Annotated in this window: 14 protein-coding genes; 4 read left to right on the top strand and 10 right to left on the bottom strand. The window is 42.0% G+C overall.

Translation table 11 applies throughout. The features are described 5' to 3' along the window. Nucleotides 1–50: 50 nt before the first annotated feature. Entirely contained in the window at nt 51–341 is a 291-nt protein-coding gene (locus tag J0654_RS02205) for a chaperone modulator CbpM (RefSeq protein ID WP_207026137.1), read from the bottom strand. Nucleotides 342–347: 6 nt separating this feature from the next. Then, entirely contained in the window at nt 348–1,259 is a 912-nt protein-coding gene (locus J0654_RS02200) for a DnaJ C-terminal domain-containing protein (protein ID WP_207027922.1), read from the bottom strand. Nucleotides 1,260–1,438: 179 nt separating this feature from the next. Here J0654_RS02200 and upp point away from each other — a divergent pair, with 179 nt between their 5' ends. Beyond that, on the top strand, nt 1,439–2,092 hold the full coding sequence (gene upp, locus J0654_RS02195; protein WP_207026136.1) for a uracil phosphoribosyltransferase: 654 nt from the start codon (nt 1,439–1,441) through the stop codon (nt 2,090–2,092). 8 nt (nt 2,093–2,100) lie between these two features. Here the strand turns inward: upp and J0654_RS02190 are convergent, their stop codons facing one another. Both J0654_RS02190 and J0654_RS02185 read right to left on the bottom strand, forming a co-directional pair. Continuing rightward, nucleotides 2,101–3,471 carry an MBL fold metallo-hydrolase RNA specificity domain-containing protein gene (locus J0654_RS02190; RefSeq protein ID WP_207026135.1) on the bottom strand — a complete coding sequence of 457 codons (1,371 nt, stop codon included), beginning with the start codon at nt 3,469–3,471 and terminating at the stop codon, nt 2,101–2,103. A 6-nt stretch (nt 3,472–3,477) separates the two neighbouring features. Next, complete coding sequence (locus tag J0654_RS02185; protein WP_207026134.1) at nt 3,478–4,320, bottom strand: ATP cone domain-containing protein; 843 nt, start codon at nt 4,318–4,320, stop codon at nt 3,478–3,480. Nucleotides 4,321–4,565: 245 nt separating this feature from the next. On the opposite strand from J0654_RS02185, the gene J0654_RS02180 reads away from it, so the two are divergent. Continuing rightward, nucleotides 4,566–5,786, top strand: a complete 1,221-nt coding sequence (locus J0654_RS02180; RefSeq protein WP_207026133.1) for a GAF domain-containing sensor histidine kinase — start codon at nt 4,566–4,568, stop codon at nt 5,784–5,786. A gap of 71 nt (nt 5,787–5,857) precedes the next feature. Here J0654_RS02180 and J0654_RS02175 read toward each other — a convergent pair whose 3' ends face one another. The 5 genes from J0654_RS02175 to J0654_RS02155 form a co-directional block, all read right to left on the bottom strand. Beyond that, on the bottom strand, nt 5,858–9,004 hold the full coding sequence (locus tag J0654_RS02175) for an efflux RND transporter permease subunit (protein WP_207026132.1): 3,147 nt from the start codon (nt 9,002–9,004) through the stop codon (nt 5,858–5,860). 8 nt (nt 9,005–9,012) lie between these two features. Beyond that, nucleotides 9,013–10,221 carry an efflux RND transporter periplasmic adaptor subunit gene (locus tag J0654_RS02170; RefSeq protein ID WP_207026131.1) on the bottom strand — a complete coding sequence of 403 codons (1,209 nt, stop codon included), beginning with the start codon at nt 10,219–10,221 and terminating at the stop codon, nt 9,013–9,015. Next, nucleotides 10,211–11,665 (bottom strand): efflux transporter outer membrane subunit, encoded by a 1,455-nt coding sequence (locus J0654_RS02165; protein WP_207026130.1) that lies wholly within the window; start codon nt 11,663–11,665, stop codon nt 10,211–10,213. Before J0654_RS02165 ends, J0654_RS02170 begins: the two co-directional genes overlap by 11 nt. A gap of 201 nt (nt 11,666–11,866) precedes the next feature. After that, nucleotides 11,867–14,404 (bottom strand): ABC transporter permease, encoded by a 2,538-nt coding sequence (locus tag J0654_RS02160; RefSeq protein WP_207026129.1) that lies wholly within the window; start codon nt 14,402–14,404, stop codon nt 11,867–11,869. Between the two features lies 1 nt (nt 14,405). Next, complete coding sequence (locus J0654_RS02155) at nt 14,406–15,083, bottom strand: ABC transporter ATP-binding protein (RefSeq protein ID WP_207026128.1); 678 nt, start codon at nt 15,081–15,083, stop codon at nt 14,406–14,408. Nucleotides 15,084–15,125: 42 nt separating this feature from the next. On the opposite strand from J0654_RS02155, the gene J0654_RS02150 reads away from it, so the two are divergent. Further along, nucleotides 15,126–15,827 carry an arylesterase gene (locus J0654_RS02150; RefSeq protein WP_207026127.1) on the top strand — a complete coding sequence of 234 codons (702 nt, stop codon included), beginning with the start codon at nt 15,126–15,128 and terminating at the stop codon, nt 15,825–15,827. A gap of 141 nt (nt 15,828–15,968) precedes the next feature. Further along, on the top strand, nt 15,969–18,161 hold the full coding sequence (locus tag J0654_RS02145; protein ID WP_207026126.1) for a PAS domain-containing sensor histidine kinase: 2,193 nt from the start codon (nt 15,969–15,971) through the stop codon (nt 18,159–18,161). Between the two features lie 16 nt (nt 18,162–18,177). Here J0654_RS02145 and J0654_RS02140 read toward each other — a convergent pair whose 3' ends face one another. Next, nucleotides 18,178–18,903 (bottom strand): NUDIX hydrolase, encoded by a 726-nt coding sequence (locus J0654_RS02140; protein ID WP_207026125.1) that lies wholly within the window; start codon nt 18,901–18,903, stop codon nt 18,178–18,180. Nucleotides 18,904–19,022: the final 119 nt, after the last annotated feature.

Below are 19,022 nucleotides of genomic sequence, written 5' to 3'. Positions count from 1 at the left end.
AGATAACATGGATGCACTCCTTATACTATGACCTTGGTCATATCTGCAGATCATTCCAATCTGCCTAATTTCTTTTTGAGGGAAGCTACTTCTTGCTGCAGGCTCTCTACTTGTCCCAAAAGATGATGTATGGCCTGGATTCCTTCTGGATTAATCTCCAACTCGTTGTGCAAGCGTACCATTTTTTCCAGAAGTGGCAAATCCTCAATATGGAGCATCCCCTTATCTTCATCCAGCTCCACTTGCAAAATCTCATACTCGTACATGGAGTAAACAAAAGATTCCCCAACCCCATGGCGTTCACAAAAAGTTTTTATGGATATGTAGTTTTCTTTTTTCATGTTTTATTATTCTAGGTTGGTCTTTTCCAAAGATTCGAAAAGCTTTTTTTGCTCCGGCGTTAGGCTCTTCGGTATTTTTACGGAATAGGTCAAGTAAAGGTCTCCAAACTGACCTTCTTTTTTATATTTTGGAAATCCTTTGCCTTTAAGTTTCACTTGGGTTCCATTATCGGTTCCCGGAGCTACTTTTAATTTTACTTTCCCTGTTAGGGTGTCCACCTGAATATCTCCTCCGAGCACTGCTTTTACCAAGGGAATCTGTACGGTTTTATACAAATTCGCACCGTCTCGCTTAAAAGGTGTATTGTTGGAAATGGAAAAGGTAATGTAAAGGTCTCCGGCAGGACCGCCTTCTATTCCCGGTCCTCCATGCCCTTTTATTTTAATGGTCTGTCCATCCTCGATACCTGCAGGAATAGTTAATCTTATGTTCTTCCCATTAACCGTAAGGGTTTGTTTTTGAGTTGTATAGACATCCATTAAAGATAGTTGAAGCTGGGCATTGTAATCTTGCCCGCGAAAACGTACCCTTTGACCCCGTGAACCAAATCCCGAAGTACCTCCGCCGAACATAGATTCAAAAAAGTCTGAAAAGTCCTGGGCAGATCCCCCTGAACTATATGTGTAGCCGGAATAATCACGTCCACCCCCTTGTTGTGCCCGTGAACGTTTTGCTTTCTCAAATTCTTCGGCGTGCTGCCAATCCTTTCCGTACTCATCATATTTTTTCCTTTTTTCAGGGTCGGAGAGCACCTCATTGGCCTCATTGACGCGCTTAAAGTTCTGTTCCGCCTCCTTATCGTTCGGATTAAGATCAGGATGGTACTTTCTGGCAAGCTTTCGGTAAGCTTTTTTTATTTGGTCGATGGATGCGTTTTTAGCTACACCCAACACTTTATAATAATCGATAAAATCCATAGGTCGATCAGAAATCTGAATTCGTTTAACCTTAAAAACAACTCTTTCAAATTTCGTCAAAAATCTTCTTTTGCTCCAATGACCTTTATCAGTGTTCGGAGCAACTAGTCATGGCAAGGTTTTTCATTTTTATATATTCCCAACAACAATTACCTTTAAGAAGAATCAATTATTAAAAAATGATTATCCATCAGTTTGATCAAATCAATTCCATTCTGAACACTTTTATTTCAGAAATTAGAGATGTGGAAATACAAAAAGATTCCATGCGGTTTCGAAGGAATATTGAACGCATCGGGGAGGTTCTTGCTTACGAATTGAGTAAATCCCTGGATTATGAAGAAACCGAGGTCAAAACGCCTTTGGGGACCAAAAAATCATTTTTGTGTTCAGATAAGTTGGTTCTTTGTTCAGTGCTCAGAGCTGGATTGCCGCTTCATCATGGTATTTTAAGCTATTTTGATCGAGCGGAAAATGCATTTATTTCGGCATACAGGCATCACCCCAACAATGAAGATGCTTTCGAGGTTATCGTAAAATATTTTGCCGCACCGGCTTTAGATGATAAAATATTGGTGTTAACGGATCCTATGCTGGCCACGGGAAAAACATTGGAAAATGTACTCAACGCACTCAAGAGTCATGGAACTCCAAAGCAAATACATATTATTTCGGTCATCGGTTCAAAATCCGGGGTAGCAAAGGTTAAAAAAGTATTTCCCAAAGACACCCACCTTTGGATTGCCGCTGTTGATGAGCATTTAACCAGTAAAGGGTATATAATTCCAGGGCTGGGCGATGCGGGCGATTTAAGTTATGGGGTCAAGTTATAAAGCCTAGGCTAAAGTAAAATCTCGACAACCTCATGCATTTTGGGAATATGGCAATTCCAATTGAATTGTTCTTCGATTTTCTTCTTGTAAACCTCCATCGCCTCCTGTTCTCCATGAACCAAAAACACTTTTTCGGGAATATTTTTAATGGAACCCATCCAAGTTAACAGTTCACCTTGATCGGCGTGGGCCGATAGGCTCTCCAAATGGTATAGCTTCGCTTTAATGGGTACATATTTTCCATATATTTTTAGTTCTGTGGCCCCTTCCAGCAAATTTCTGCCCCGTGTTTCCTCCGCTTGGAAACCCACAAGTAAAATAGTGGTGGTATCCATGTCGCCCAATTGTTTGATATAGGTAAGTACACGTCCGCCGGTAACCATTCCACTTCCGGCAATCACTATTTTAGGCCTTGTATCATCTATGGTCTCCCAAGTTTCGGCATAAGAGCTTACCAAGGTAATATGGTTGCACATATTACGATATTCTTCCGGAGTTAGTTTATGCCAGCTTGGAAAATCCTTGAATACCTCCAGAACATTGTTTCCCATGGGGCTATCTACAAAAATCGGTATGTTGGGAATTCTATTTTTCTTATACAGCTTCCATAATTGATACATGAGGGATTGCAACCGCTCTACCGCAAACGAAGGTATGATCAAAGTTCCCCTCTTGGACAACGTTTCCCTGATCAGATCTGTTAAAATATAGGCTACGTCCTCATCTGGGTGCTGTCTATCTCCATACGTGCTTTCCACGAACAAATAATCGGCCCATTCGGGTTGTTTCGGAGGGTTTAGCAGTTCATCTTCCTGACGGCCTACATCACCTGAAAAAACAAGCCGTTTTCCATATAAATCAATTTCGATGTAGGTGGAACCGATAATATGTCCGTTGTAAAAAAAACGGGCATCACAATGCTCGGAGAGCGAAAGCTTCTCCCCTTCCTCTATTTGCTCAAAAAAATTCAGCGTAAATGCCGCATCTTCCTCGGTATATAATGGCAAAGCAGGGTCATGCTTGCTATATGCTTCCTTATTGGCTTTTTCGGCTTCCTCTTCCTGTATTTTGGCACTATCTTCAAGAATAATCCTGGCTATTTCCAGTGTAGGTGCCGTTCCCAAAATTTTTCCGCGAAACCCATGCCTAACCAACAGGGGCAAATACCCGCAATGATCCAAATGTCCATGGGTAAGCAGTACGTAATCTATTGCTGAAACATCAACGGGCAATGGTTCCCAATTCTGCCTCCTTAATTCTTTTAACCCTTGGAACAGACCACAGTCCACCAAAATCTTGACCTCTTCGGTATTCAAATAAAACTTTGACCCTGTCACAGTACCGGAACCTCCCAAAAAATGTACTTCAAGCTTTTTCATAACCTTCTAGGGATTGCACAATGATTTCATTTCCTTTAAAATTCTTTGTTTCCGACCATTGGAGACCCCTAAATGATCAAGAAGAAAATTATTCTTTTCCAATTGCCTGCAGAGAACTATATCCCGTTCCAATAAAAAAGCTTTTTCCCTGCTCGACAATAGTGTAGATACCGTAATGGGATAAAGTCTCAATCTATCGATCCGTTCTTTAAGTCCATCGCCATGGGGATTATCCCAACTCAACAGATATAAACCTGTACATTTTCCATATTCGAGTGCATCTTTGGTGAATCTGGTGTTGGTTACTACCCAACCTTCAGTATTTTTAAAAGGTTTCTCCTTTTGCGAATTCAATGGAACCTTCACATCGGTGTATCTTGAATTGACATATAATGGAACCTTCACATTGCATTTGAGACCGTCTTCACTATGGAATTTACATTCAATTACATTTAAAGTCCCGTTTTTAAAGGCAATTACATCAATTTCATGTGAAACACAAGTACCTTCCAATATCTCACCCACTTTGGTTTCGTAACCCGAATAATGTAGAATACCCCTTATAAAACGTTCAAAGGGAAAACCGGTAGGTCCAAGTTCGTAAATAGCCTTTTTTAGTTTATACTTTGATGCATAAATTGACTTTCTCTTTTTTAACAAAGCAAAAGCGCGGTTATGAATCTCCCTTGTTGAAATGCCCGGATACAATTCATCCTGTACACGTTGTACTATCTCCTGAATCATCTCTTCACTGGCACCACTGTGCTGAAGAGACCTGTTAAGCTTATCTATGGAAAACTTGACCTGTTCACCGGATGATTTGGTAATATGGAACTCCTTAATTGCCATACTACTAAGTTACATATGAAACTGAACTTTTAGAAATAATTTCAATGGGCTGGCCAGTGGTCCGGATATAATTTCCATTAAATCACGATAATCTTTATTTATAAACTCAACCATTGCCCGCTATTTGGAACATAAAATTCTGAATATCAAACCTATAAGAACATAAAAAAATCAATTCACTAATTTGAATTAAATAGGTTTTAAAATTTAACACTTTGTAATACTATTCTTTCAAATAAAATAGGATGAATTCCGTTGAAAGTATACTCGGTAAAATAATAATGATGCTGAAAGATTCCATAAAGACCATTAACGAATATCAGAGAGCAAAAAAGTTAAACGATCTTGATTTGGATTATGCCAATCTTCAGGATGAGTTTGAACGCTTGGTAAAATTGGCCAAGTATATAACTGATACGGATATTTCCTATGTTAATCTAATTGATAATTATTCACAATGGACCATAACATCATCGGCTTCAGGACCATTTCAAGTTGACCGCGAAGATTCAATTTGTCAATTTACCATACAAGGAGAGGGCATCCAAGAACTACCAATCCTTGATCAGGACAAAAGATTTAGTGACAATCCTTTTGTAAAAAGGGATAAGTTAAAATATTATCTAGGAATACCATTAAAGGTAAGTACCGGCGAAAATATCGGAGCCCTATGTGTATTGGACCAAAGTGAAAAAAACATATCACTCGAGAAGAAAAGACTATTACAGTTGATTGCCGATGAAATTGTGGAAAAATTGGAACACAAAAAGAAGTTGGACCAACTGGAGGACCAATTGGCCAGTGCAATTAAAGAACGCTACCAAATGGCGCATGACATCAGAAGCCCATTGGGAGGAATACTTGGTCTTACTTCTACTATTGAAGAGGAAAATATGGATGCCGACGAGTCCAAAGCTTATTTTAAATTAATCAATAGTTCGGTTTCGAAGTTAATGGAATTGACCGATGATATTTTAGACAAACGCCAAAAGCTTGGAGACAAAAATCAATTTGACCTTTCCTCTTTAAAAGCGCATCTGGAAGAGCTTTACTTAATTCCTGCAAGTAATAAGGATATAGCACTTGATGTAAGTTTTGACAAAACAAAAAATCAATACAAATTTTCACGAAGAAAGCTACTCCCCATTATAGGGAACCTTATTGCCAATGCCATCAAATTCACTCCTTCCAAGGGGAGTGTAGCCGTCAAGCTTGATATTATGGAAATGGACAAAAGAGTCTTTCTTACGGTAAAAGTATCCGATAATGGAATAGGTATGTCAAAGGAAAAGCTGAAGGAACTTACAAACGATGCCTTAGGTCTAAATCCAGGAACAAATGGCGAAAAGGGTTATGGCTTGGGCCTTCAGCTTGTAGCCGAGATGGTAAATAGTATCGATGGTAAACTAAATGTTGTGTCTGAAAAGGACAAAGGGACTACAATGGATGTGACAGTACCCATTTAATGCAACTTGGTTTTGGTAAAAAAATTCCTTCCTTTAAATTCATCTTTATCCAAATGGTTGTGGTAATGCCATCAAGAAATCACACTTTCGGAAACATCCACTTCTTTAACCGTTTTACCCTTTTGAATTGATAATCGAACATCTTCCAAAATCAAATACAAACATGGAACAATCACTAGAATGATGGCTGTTGCGAACACGATACCAAACCCTAATGAAATGGCCATGGGTATTAAATAAAAAGCCTGACTGGAGGTCTCTAAAATAATAGGGGCCAATCCACCAAAAGTGGTCATTGTGGTCAAAATAATCGGGCGGAACCTTCGTAAACCAGCTTCGTGAATGGATTTATATATGGGATCCCCCTCCTTTCGCCGTTTGTTGGCATAATCAATCATGATCAAAGAGTCGTTGACCACCACACCGGATAGTGCGATAACCCCCATTAAACTTACAAGAGAAAGGTCGTAACCCAATAAAATATGTCCAATGACGGCTCCAACGATTCCAAACGGAATTGCCGTCATTACGATCAAAGGCTGCACATAACTACCAAATGCAATGGCCAACAGTGCATAGATCAAAAGCATGGCAATAGTAAAACCTGCCCGAAGGGTGCTCGTACTCTCACGCATATCGGCCTGGCTCCCCTCAAACGTCCAAGTTATTCCTGGATAATCGGCCCTGAGTTGGGGCAAGGTTTCTTCCTGTACTTTTGCGATTACCCTGTTCACGGCATTGGCCGGTTCCACATCCATTCCTACATTCACCACTCTACGACCGTCCCTACGATTGATGCTGGTAAATGCTTCTCTTTGCTGTACCTCAACAACATCCATTAAGGGCACTTCCACCCCATCCTGCGTCCGTATCAGAAAGTTTTCAAGATTTTTGATGTCCTTGCGCTCTTCCATTGGAAGTTTTACACGGACTTCAACTTCATCCATACCACGAAGTTGTCTCATGGCCAAGGCTCCAAAAAACCCGTTTCTTACCTGTCTTCCGACTTCGTCGGAGGTTAGCCCAAGGTTTCTGCCCTGTGGCAAAAGTTTAAAATCGTATTGTAGTTTTCCTTTGTTATAGTTGTCCGTAACATCCCGTGTATTGGAAAAAGCATTCATCCGCTCTACAAATGCCGTACTCGCATTTTCAAGTACTTCAATATCGGTATGGCTCAAATCAATACTAATGGCCTGGCGCGCACCACCTGGGCCCCGTTCAGCCTCAAAAGTAATTTGATCTACTCCTTCAATGTCCCCAATATTGTCCCGCCATAACGAAATGACTTCACCTGCGGTAATATCCCTTTGGTCCGGCGGCAACATTACAATCTCCACATCTATAAAGTTCTGCCCTCTTACATTTGTTTTGATTCCCTCGGCTACCTCATACAAACTATGTTCTTCGAACATTCGTTGGGTAGCATCAGAGATATCATGAGCTACTTTTGCGGCTTGGTCTGGCGTAGTACCTACGGGCAAACGTACACCTGCTTCGATTTCATCCGCCGCCACTTCGGGCATCATGATCATTCCCATGTGCCCGCTATAACCGTACCCTCCAACGATCAGCAATAAAGCTATTGCACTGGACAGGGTAATATATCGGTGTTTCAGACATTTATCCAACAGTGGACGGTACCTTCTATCTACAAATTCATTGAACTTATTGGCGAAGGAACTCTGCCAACCTTCCAATTTATGTACCCATTTGTTCTTGCTCGGGTCCTTTTTTAGGTGGGCCAAGTGAGAAGGTAAGATAAATAATGCCTCCAGCAACGACACGGCCAATATCACAATCACCACCGCTGGCAATGGTTGCCAAAATTTACCCGTTTCCCCTGGCATAAAAAGTAAGGGCACAAATGCAATGATTGTTGTAGTGATACTGAAAACCACGGGTAAAGAAACATCCTTAGTGCCCGCAATGGCCGCCTTAAGGGGACTTAATCCCTTTTTACGGTATTCGTATACATTTTCCCCTACCACAATAGCATCATCAACCACAATACCGAGGACAACCAAGAACCCGAACATGGAGATCATGTTCACGCTTATACCGATAAGTGGCAAAAAAATCATACCTCCGATAAAGGAAACTGTCATCCCCATCATCACCCAAAAAGCAAGACGGTATTCGAGGAAAAGTGTCAGTATGAGCAAAACAATGATGATTGCCAACACACCATTCTCGGTAAGCAGGGACAATCTTTCGCGATAGTCGGACGCCCTATTGCTATCGGTACGGTAATTAACACCTGGCGGCAATTGAAAATCTTCCAGTATGCCCATAGCCACATCCTCTATTTCCATGGGGGATTGGTCTCCGATCCTAAAAATCTGGAGTTCCACGTAGTTCTCTTGGTTAAATTGTCCGTGAAAGCCAGTTTCCTCAAAGTCATCTGTAATGGTTGCAATATCGCTGAGGCTCACCTTGGCACCGGATGGGGCTGAAACAACGGTGATGTTTCCATATTCGTCCGCCCATTGTTTGCGCTCCTTCATCCTAAGCAAAATCTCCCCACTTTGTGTTTGTACGGCTCCTGCCGGGACATCATTACTGCTTTGACGGATAATGTCGGCCACCTGCCCAAGGGTCAGGTTATATTTTTGGAGGTTATTTCGAGTGATTTCGATTCGGGTCTCGTAATCGGGCACATTATTAAGTTCCACTTGGGTGATTGCCGGATTACTTAACAAAATAGTCCGTAACCTTTCCGCAAGTATTCGCAAGGTCCATATGTCCGCTTTTCCATAAAGTCCAATTTGAAGTACATCCCGCTGTCGTGATCGTAAGCTGACTTCGGGCCGTTCAATGTCATCTGGAAAAGTTCTTATCCGGTTGATCGCTTGGTCAATATCTTGGAACGCCTTCATTCGTTCGGAACCGGCAACCAGTTCTATACTGACTTGAGCGGAACCCTCATTGGCTTGAGAAACAATCTCTTTTATACCCTGAACGCTCCGTACCGCTTCCTCCACAGGTTGAAGCACTCCCTGTTCCACCTCTGCCGGTGAGGCTCCCGGATAAGTCACGGATACATCTACAAAATCAAGCTGAAATTCGGGAAAAACCTCCTTTTGGATGGTATACATCGTAAAAATACCTCCACCTAAAAGTATCAGCATCAATAAATTGGTGGCAATGGAATTTCTGGCCATGTATCCAATGGCCCCTTCTTTTCTCACTTTTTTATCCGAATCCTTTTCATCCATCATAGCAATTTTTAGTCATTTTCCTCTTCTGAAGCTCTTTCGGATCGCGTCCTTAGTTCTATACCGTTCGTAACCGTGCTCAAATTAGTGGTCACCACTTGGTCCCCATCTTCAAGACCTGATTGTACATAAGCATATTGATTATCGGTAAGCACGATATCCAATTCGCGTATTTCCAATAGATTATCCTTCATTACCCAGGCCGTTTGATTTGTCCTGACCAAATCGCGGTCAAGACGTACCACATCGGGAATGGAGTCAGCCTGGATGTTTACTTCTACAAAGGTCCCGATCATCAATTTAGGAGCACCCTCCAGTTCTTCTGAGGTTGTCAAAGGGTCTTCCACCCTGACCAATACTCTTGCCAGACGTGTTTGATTGTCCAAAGCACCGATTTGCCTGTCCAAATATCCTTCACGCTGCGTACCGGTTGGCCAAGCAGATGAATTTTCTATATGGACAATCGATCCTTTTTCATCATTTGATTCCGGGAATTTTAACCATTGCAAACGGGAAATCGGCACCGTTGCCGTTACCCAATAACTATCGGTTCCTACTATCCTTCCTAGATTATCTCCTTGGGCTACTTGGCTCCCCACAGTTACATTCTGGCTTAAAATATGAGCATCAAAAGGTGCTCTGATAGTGGTGCGTTCCAAATTCAACTGCGCTTGATTCATGGAAGCCCTTGCCGCTTCAATATTTGCTTTAACCGCATTTAATTGTGGCTGACGAAGTACCAATTGTGTTTCGTTATCGGATAGTGGGTTATCCCCAAAAAGGGAATCGTTATTGATCAGCTGAAGATCTTGTTCGGCAATCTGTTGGCGCCCCATTTCTGTGGCCAAGGCGGTTTCGGATTGTAACAACTCACTTTTTCTGAGTTCCAATGTATTCCTGTAATCTGAAGGATCTATTTGCAACAGAACCTCTCCTTTGGTTACAAAACCACCAGGGGTAAATGCCGGATCCCTACGAATAATCTGACCAGAAACCAAAGGACTTAGAACAACATCCTCCACAGGTTGAACGGTTCCGGTGGCCACTATGGTAGGGGCGTAAGTTCCTTTTTTCGCATCGACCACATCCACCAAAATTGCGGTCTCAATGGTAGCACCCTCGCTCTGTGCTTCGGGTTCGGTGAAAAATATCAGTGTGGTCACCAATACTCCTCCTACCAAAATGGCCAAACAGATATAAAGTATTTTTTTATTGTTCATAGAGTTCGTCCAGTTTACTTTTTTGATCTTCTATTCTTCTTCCTGTATCAAATCCTCCTGCCAATGCACGGTACAAGGCTATCCTAATCTGCACGTACTGTAATTGGGCGGCCACATAATCTCTTCGTAATTGTTGTTCTTGGTCCAACCCTAAGAGTACGTCCAGATAAGGACTGAATCCGTTCAGGAATTCGACGCGTAGTTGTTTATTGCTTTTTTCGGCAAGTTCCAATTGCCTGCTGATATTCTCGAGTCGTTCTGTTTGTTTTACATCTTGTACCAAAGCGTCCTCAACCTCCCTAAAGGCTACCAAAGTGGCTTGTCCGTATTGGTACAATCGCTGTTGCTTTATGGCCGTGGTCCTGTCTACTTCGGCATTAAGGCGTCCCCCATAAAAAAGTGGTGCCAAAATGTTTCCGGCCAAGGAATAGGCCCAGTTGTCAAAAAGGTTGTCGAAGTTGTTGGAGCGTAGCTGTCCACGTCCGCTTAATGTAATCCGCGGATATTTACTTTGAACTGCCGAAGCCATATCCCTATCTGCAGCCAACAAAAGGGCAAAAGATTGTTTGAGGTCCGGCCTTCGCCTGACCAAATCCAAAGGCAAGCCTGTATCGGGCAATTTTGGTACAGCGGGCATCGAAGCCTCTTCCGTAACGATTCCTTCCTGTGGCTGTTTACCCAATAGCACTGCCAATTGATTTTCCAACAAACGTACATTGGTCTCAAAAATGATTTTTTGTTCTCTGGTACTTTCCAGCAATTGGGCCTGACGCAAAATATCAACCGCTCTTATTTGCCCTCCAACAAAACGGGAGCGTATCAGTTTTATAATAGCTTCGTTTGTTTTAATCTGATTTTCGGTAATCTGTAATTGTTTTTTGGCGGCCTGTAGTTGGTACCAAGCCGTAGCTATCTCGGCGGAAAGTGATAAGGCGAGGGTTTGATAGTCGAAATAACTGGCTTCGGACCTGAATTTTTCGGCATTTACAGCGGTTCCGATACGTCCCCATAAATCCAGTTCGTAACTGGATAAAAAACCCAATTGTGTATTTTCACCACCCACGAAGTCAGGTTCCGGAAGGGTTCTTGCCGTTTGGGCTGAAGCTTCGATGGAGGGCCATTTATTCGACCGCTGTGACCTTACGGATGCCCTTGATGCCAAGAATTGTTGCCAAGTGGCAGCTAAATTCATATTGGATTGCATCGCACTGTCGATCAACCTGTTCAAGCTTTCATCTTGAAATGCTTCCCACCATTTATCTGGAATCACAGAATCACCTTCCACAGTGAATTCTTGTAATTCATCAATAGGGACTGATATATTAGAATACTTGGGTGAACAGTTGAAGTATAGTAATCCAACTAAAGATAAAAGTAACACTATCCAAAGGCTGCGCCCAGGGTCAACCTTAAGATCACCTCTTACTTTGCTTTTCTTTCTCATACCTTGATTTGATGGTCGTAGTTCAATAAAAACTCAACCTACTTAATAAAATGATTTTCAGGGTATTTTGAAAAAAAAACCATTCCAACAACCATCCCGACCCTGCCAACAACAATTTTATACCTCGAAAGTATACTGTTGATGACAAAATACATGATTGCTAATGCGCAATAACAATCATTGAAAAAAATCAGGCATAAATTATTCTTTTTCTTTCTTCAAGACAGTTAGTGGAGAATTTCTGACTATTCCAATACTATTTCCAACACCCAGTGCAAAAACCAATAAAGTAATAGCTGGAAGAATAATGACGAATGGAATCCATGAAGGGGTGAATGCTGTTTCAAACAACATATAAGCTAATAGACTACTTCCCAAAACGGCAAGCAACACACCCATAAAAGCTCCTAAAAAGCCAAGGACTGCATACTCAATGGCAATCATTTTTAATATTTGACCACCTTGGGCACCCAAAGTCCTGAGCAATGCACCTTGCTTTACGCGTTGGTGCTTGCTACTGTAAATGGCTCCCATGAGTACCGCCACTCCAACAAATATGCTAAAGAAGGCCATAAAGTTGATGACCCATCCTATTTTTCCCAAAATATCCTCCAAAAGACTTAATATTCGTTTTAAATCCAGAATGGAAACATTGGGGAATTGACGTACCAATTGCTGCTGAAGTTTGGCCGAGCCCATATCGTCGGATGTTCTGGTCGTCATTACCCCAAATTGTGGAGCATTTTCGAGCACCCCTGATGGAAAAACAATGGAAAAATTGGGCTGCAATCTACTCCAGTCCACCTCACGGATACTTTGCACAACCGTATTCATGATCCGGCCCTGTACATTGAAGGAAACAGGATCACCTATGGTCACCTTGGCCATGTTGGCAAAATCGCTGCTTACCGAAATGGGCACATCGGAATCAGAATCTACGGCACTTACCCAATCTCCTTCTAAAAGACGTTCGGAATTGATCAGGCTGTCTCGATAGGTTACCCTAAACTCATGATTCAATATCCATCGTCCCACCTGTGATGTGGTATCCTTTCTGATATCTTCCACATGTTCCCCTTTGAGGGTCTCTACCCGCATGGTAACGATCGGAATTTTATCAATAACTGGATATCCTGCTCCTTTGATGGTATTGGACACCCCATCCACCTGTTGGTTCTGAATATCCATCAAAATCATATTGGCACTGTTGGCACTATCCTCAATGGCCGCTTTTTCCAAGAGCATATCCTTGGTAAAGTAAAGCGTACTGATCAGAAACGTTCCAATACCTATGGCCAACACCAATACCAGGGTCTGATTTTGGGGACGGAATAAATTCTTGAGGCTTTGGCGGGCAATGAAACTCCATGAATACGGGAAAAACTTTTTCAACATGGCCATAAAGAATCGGGCCACGGCGGTCAAAATCAAAAAGACGACCAACAATCCTATCACAAAAAACAGGGAGCGCATAATGTCTCCCAAAAGCCAAAATGAAAAACAAAACACAAACAAAACAATACCCAAACCAACCGCTGTAGTTGCCCATTTGGATCGGGACTGTTTTTCCTGCACTACGCGCAAGGCCTGTAATGGGGAAACATACAATGTTTTCATCAAGGGATATAGTGCAAAAAGTACGGACATGGCCAATCCCAAAGACAACCCCAGCACAATGCTCTGTAAAGACAAAGTGACATCTACATCCACGGGCAACAAATCACCCAACAATACAGGGAATAATTGCTGCAGCGCATAACCAATGGCCGTTCCCAGTAAACCGCCCACAATCCCCATACAGGCTATTTGAATAAAGAAAATAAGGTAACTCTGACGTTTTGAGGCTCCCAAGCATTTGAGCACGGCGATGGATTTTATCTTCATTTGGACATAAATGCCCATGCCACTCGCAATACCTACACAGCCCAAGAGCAGGGCTATGAACCCTACAAGATTGAGGAACTTTCCAAAGTTCTCGTACCGTCGACCCAATCGGCGGGCTTCGGACAAGTGGGTATCCAAATCTGCCTCTTCAGCATCGAGAACGGGATCCACCTGCTCATCCAATAGCGCCATATCCTCGTTTTCTTCTGCTTTGAAGTAATATTTGTACTCGATGCGACTTCCTGTTTGTACCAGACCTGTCGATTCAATGAATTCGAATGGAATTAAAATTGGAGGTGCTATGGCTCCAAAAACCGAGGTGCTCCCCGGAACTGCTTCCAATTCGCCCGCTATAGGCAAGGTAACGGCACCCAGTTTTATGCTATCTCCGACCTTTAGGTTGAGTTGAAGCATGGTTGTGGCATCAACAAGGGCACCTCCATCCCTAAAGTCATTGGTTGCAGATTCGGGTACGGTCCCTAATTCACCATAGAACGGAAAACCGCCTTCCACCCCCCTGACCTCCATGAGTTTGGTTCCTTCATTACCGGGAAAAGCGGCCATGGACATAAAATTGATTTCCCGCGCATCTGCGCCGCCCAAAGAGTCCATAATACCCATCACCTTATCGTTGACGGGTTTATCACTTTCAATAACATAATCGGCTCCCAACAGTGCTTTCGACTGCGATGCAATATTATCCTTGAGCAAGCCGCTAAAGGAATGTACGCTTACCACTGCGGCCACACCCAATGTTATGGAAAAAACAAACAGTAAAAGTTTACCGTAGCTTGCCTTACCATCGCGCCAGGCCATTTTTAGCAACCAAGAAAATCCAGCGTTGTTCTTTACCATATTATCCAACAGTTTCCTCGATTTTGCCCGATCGTAGGCGAATGCTCTTATCTGTTTTTTGCGCCAATTCCAGATCGTGGGTAACGATCACCAGTGCAGTACCCTGTTCTTTGTTGAGTTCAAAAAGCAAATCCTCTATTTTGGTTCCCGTTTCATCGTCCAGGTTTCCTGTAGGCTCATCTGCAAAAAGAATGGATGGTTTATTGGCAAAGGCACGGGCCAAAGCCACACGTTGTTGCTCACCACCCGATAGTTGGGACGGGTAATGCCCTTCCCTATTTTCCAGACCTACCTTGGCCAAGAGTTCCTTTCCGTGGGCCGTTGCTTTTTTTACACCACGCAGTTCCAAGGGAACAATCACGTTTTCCAAAGCCGTCAACGTAGGCAATAATTGAAAGTCCTGAAATACAAATCCAACATTCTCGTTCCTTAAACGCGCTCTTCCATCCTCATCCAAACCGAACAAATTCTGATTGCAAAGCCATATTTCACCTTCATCGGTGGTATCCAACCCTGCACAGAGTCCCAACAAGGTGGTTTTACCACTGCCCGAAGGGCCCACAATTGCAAAACTTTCTCCACTTTCCACTTCAAAGGAAACATTGTTGAGCACATTAAGATCATGTTCACCACTCCGATAGGTTTTAGAGAGGTGCTGAACTTTTAATATCTTTGACATATCACGCTTTTGGTTAAAACTCTCAAAATACTAAAATTGATTATGACCAAGAAAATCCCAAGCTTCCGTTTGCCGTTAATGTTTTGTTATTTTTTGATGTTTTTGCTACTTGGTTGCGGTGAAAAGAGCTCAAAAAAAGAAGCTACCGAAGTAACGACCACCGAAGAAACCGAAGTAACGGAGACTACCGTTCCATCAAAAAAAATACTGTTTTTTGGGGATAGCCTAACGGCAGGATACGGACTTGAAGTGAGCGAAGCGTTCCCTGCTTTGATCCAACAGAGAATAGATTCACTGGGTTTGGATTATTCCGTGATCAATGCCGGATTGAGCGGGGAAACCACTGCTAGTGGAAAAAATAGATTGGAATGGGTTTTAGAGGATGATGTGGATATCATTATCATTGAATTAGGTGCCAATGATGGGCTCCGTGGTGTTCCTCTGACCGAAACAGAACAGAACCTGCAAAGCATGGTGGATACGGTACAAAGCAAATTGCCAGAGGCCAAAATTATCCTGGCCGGCATGAAGATCCCGCCGAACATGGGGCCGGAATACACTACGAAATTTGAAAGCATTTTTCCAGAATTGGCCGCGTCAGAAGACATTGAATTAATTCCTTTCCTGCTAGAAAATGTTGCAGGAATCCCCGAACTCAACCAAGGTGATGGCATCCATCCCACGGTTGAAGGACAAAAATTGGTGGCCAACAATGTTTGGGAAGTATTGAAGCCCATGCTTTAAAGGAACCGAATTGAATACTTCAAGACCAGTGAACATGAAGTAAAATCGATTTCCCAATAAAAGAAAGCTTATTTTAAAAACAATATTGTGCGAATTATCCTGTTTTGATATTTTTATTTGATTTTCAAAACATTCCCCAAGATGACGTTACGCCAATCCATCTTTCACAATACCTCCATCCCATTTGCCATTCTAGATGCACAACAGTGTTTCGTTGATTTTTCCAAACAATGGCTGAGCCAGTTCAACCTTGATCCGGAAATAGAGGGTAAGAACTTTTTAAATGAAATGCCCGAACTGCCCGAAGAGTTAAAACTGGACATCAATTATTGTTTGGAAGGCATTGAACACAGGTCTGACTCCAAAAGACTGATTTTGGCCAATGGGGATTCGGTTTGGTACGATTGGAAAATAAGCAGTATACATGAAAATGATGTTTCTTCACCAAACGTTCTTATTATTTTAGAGGATATCACCGATAAACGAAGGGAGGAGGAACTTATGATCAAGTCACAAGAAGTTGCCAGAATCGGTGGCTGGGAGATGGATTTGGTCAAAAACAGCCTTTACTGGTCAAAAATCACCAAAGAGATCCATGAAGTTCCAGAAGATTATGTTCCCGATATAGAAAGAGCTATTTCCTTTTATAAAGAAGGTCGAAGCAGGGATACCATTACCCATTTGGTACAAAATGCGATAGATTCTGGAAAGCCTTGGGAAACAGAATTGGAACTAATCACGAAAAATGGCAATGAACTATGGGTGCGTGCCATTGGAGAACCTGAAATAGTCAACGGAAAATGTGTTAGGATCGTAGGGACATTTCAGGATATTGACAGAAGAAAAAGAATAGAGCTTGGATTTAAAGAGGTAAGTGAAAGGTTGTCCTTGGCCACCAAAACCGCAGGTATTGGTATCTGGGAATACAATATCCCTGACAATCAGGTGTATTGGGATCAAAACATGTACTTGTTGTATGGTATTCAAGAGGCTGACTTTGATGGCGTGTTGGAAGCGTGGCAGGCCTGTGTACACCCCGATGACATTGAACAAACCTCGATCGAAGTAAACAATGCCATTTCGGGAATCAAGAATTTTGACACCATTTTTAGGGTGATTTGGCCCAGTGGCGACATACGCTGGATGAAGGCTGAGGCTACCGTCCTTAGGGATGGAAATGGAAATGCCCTTAAAATGATCGGAATCAATCAGGATATTACCGATTTAAAACGAACACAATTACAATTACTTAAAAGTGAAGAGTCCCTAAAAGGTACTCTGGAAAACTCATCCATTGGAATGGCACTGGTGGGCAAAGATGGAAGCTTTATTGATGTGAACCCAAGTCTCTGTGAAAGTTTGGGGCATACCAAAGAAGAGCTTTTAAATATGACTTTTCAAGAAATTACGCACCCGGAAGATCTTGAAATAGATCTCTCCTATTTGCGAGAACTCATACAAGGCAAAAGAAGTACCTACCAGATTGAAAAAAGGTACTTTAATAAAAATGGGGAGGTCGTTTATATCATATTAACTGTTACGGCTGCAAGAAATATAGAAGGTGACATTTCACATTTCATCTCTCAAATTGTAGATATTACTGCAAGAATAAAAGCGGAAAAAAAATTAAAGGGGCTCCTGGAACTATCCACCAGCCAAAACAGCAGTTTGTTGAACTTTGCACATATTGTTTCACATAACCTAAGGTCCCATGCTGCCAACCTCACCATGATCAGTAGCTTTTTAAATGATGAAACACTTGGGGAAGCCGAAAAGAATGACAGTTTGGGTATGTTGGGCAGAGCATCCAACGGACTAAATGAAACCATTGCCCATTTGAATGAGGTGGTACAGGTGAAGCTGGAAACGGATAAAAAACTAAAATCAATACAGCTCCCCTACATTGTGCAAAAGGTTCTCATGGATATTCAGGCTTTAATTAATAAAAATGATGTTGAAATACGCGTTGATGTTCCCAAACACCTGGAGGTAAAGGGAGTTTTGGCCTATTTGGAAAGTGTAGTGCTCAATTTAGTATCCAATGCAATCAAATATAGGGACCCTGAAAAACCGAAGTCCACTATTTTGATCAAAGCATGGGAAAAAGATCAAAATGTTTATTTGGAGGTAGCGGACAACGGACTGGGCATTGACCTTGATAAATATGGCAAAAAACTCTTTGGAATGTACAAAACCTTCCATAGAAACAAAGATGCCCGTGGCATTGGCCTTTTTATATCCAAAAACCAAATTGAATCCATGGGAGGACAGATATCTGTGGAAAGCATGCCCATGAAAGGATCAACATTTAAAGTAGTATTGTTAAAAGGGTAGCGTCTCGCTCTACAGCTTATTTTTTGAAACGGTAGAGATAAGGAGCCCTATTTTGAGCTCCGGTAAATTTCTTGCCCAGCCTTTCCAGTACATTGAGGCCCAATATTTTTTTTTGAAAGTTGTTCATGGGGAACTCCTTGTCGTAAACAGCTTCATACAGTTCCTTTACCTCGCGCATGGTAAATTCTTCGGGAAGCAGGTTGAACCCAATTAGTTTTTCATCAAGATTTTGACGAAGTGCCTTGTGTGCCGCTGCAACGATTTTATTGTGATCGTGCGTCATGTTCGGCAACTCAGCAATACTCACCCATTTCAAAAATTCCTCGAACTCCCCTATCCTCAGCTCCACCTTGTTCAAATCAACCAAAGCATAGTAACCAATGCAAACAAAACGGCTGGTTATCCAATCTATGGCCTCATCATCAAATCTGTTGGAGTCAAAGTTACGCAGCCCCGTTCTCACCAAATCTCGAAACTCGCTTCCAATAATCCTGTCCGGACCACCAAAAGCCCTAAACTGTTCCAAATAGATATTGTCCAATCCTGTCCGTTCTTTTAAAATACGGGAGGCTGCCTGGTCAATACCCTCGGTCTGTAAAATATATCCTCCTGGAAGGCTCCATAAATTATCCCCATAACTTAATTTGGAAATCAAAACCTTCAGTTCTTTGTTCTTATATCCAAAAATCACACAGTCAATTGAAAGCTGTGCTATATAATCTTCTGTGTTAAACTTACCCATGATCCTTTGGTTGATGCAGGCAACATTGTACAAAGCTGACATTGGTTGCCATGCATATTATCTTCATAAAATTAAGAATTCTTTTCTATTATCTTTTATTTAGAAAATAAAATGTATAT

Origin of the sequence: Flagellimonas profundi (assembly GCF_017313275.1) — a bacterium.
GTDB classification, from domain to species: domain Bacteria; phylum Bacteroidota; class Bacteroidia; order Flavobacteriales; family Flavobacteriaceae; genus Flagellimonas; species Flagellimonas profundi.
This window is presented reverse-complemented; position numbering and strand designations above follow the sequence as displayed.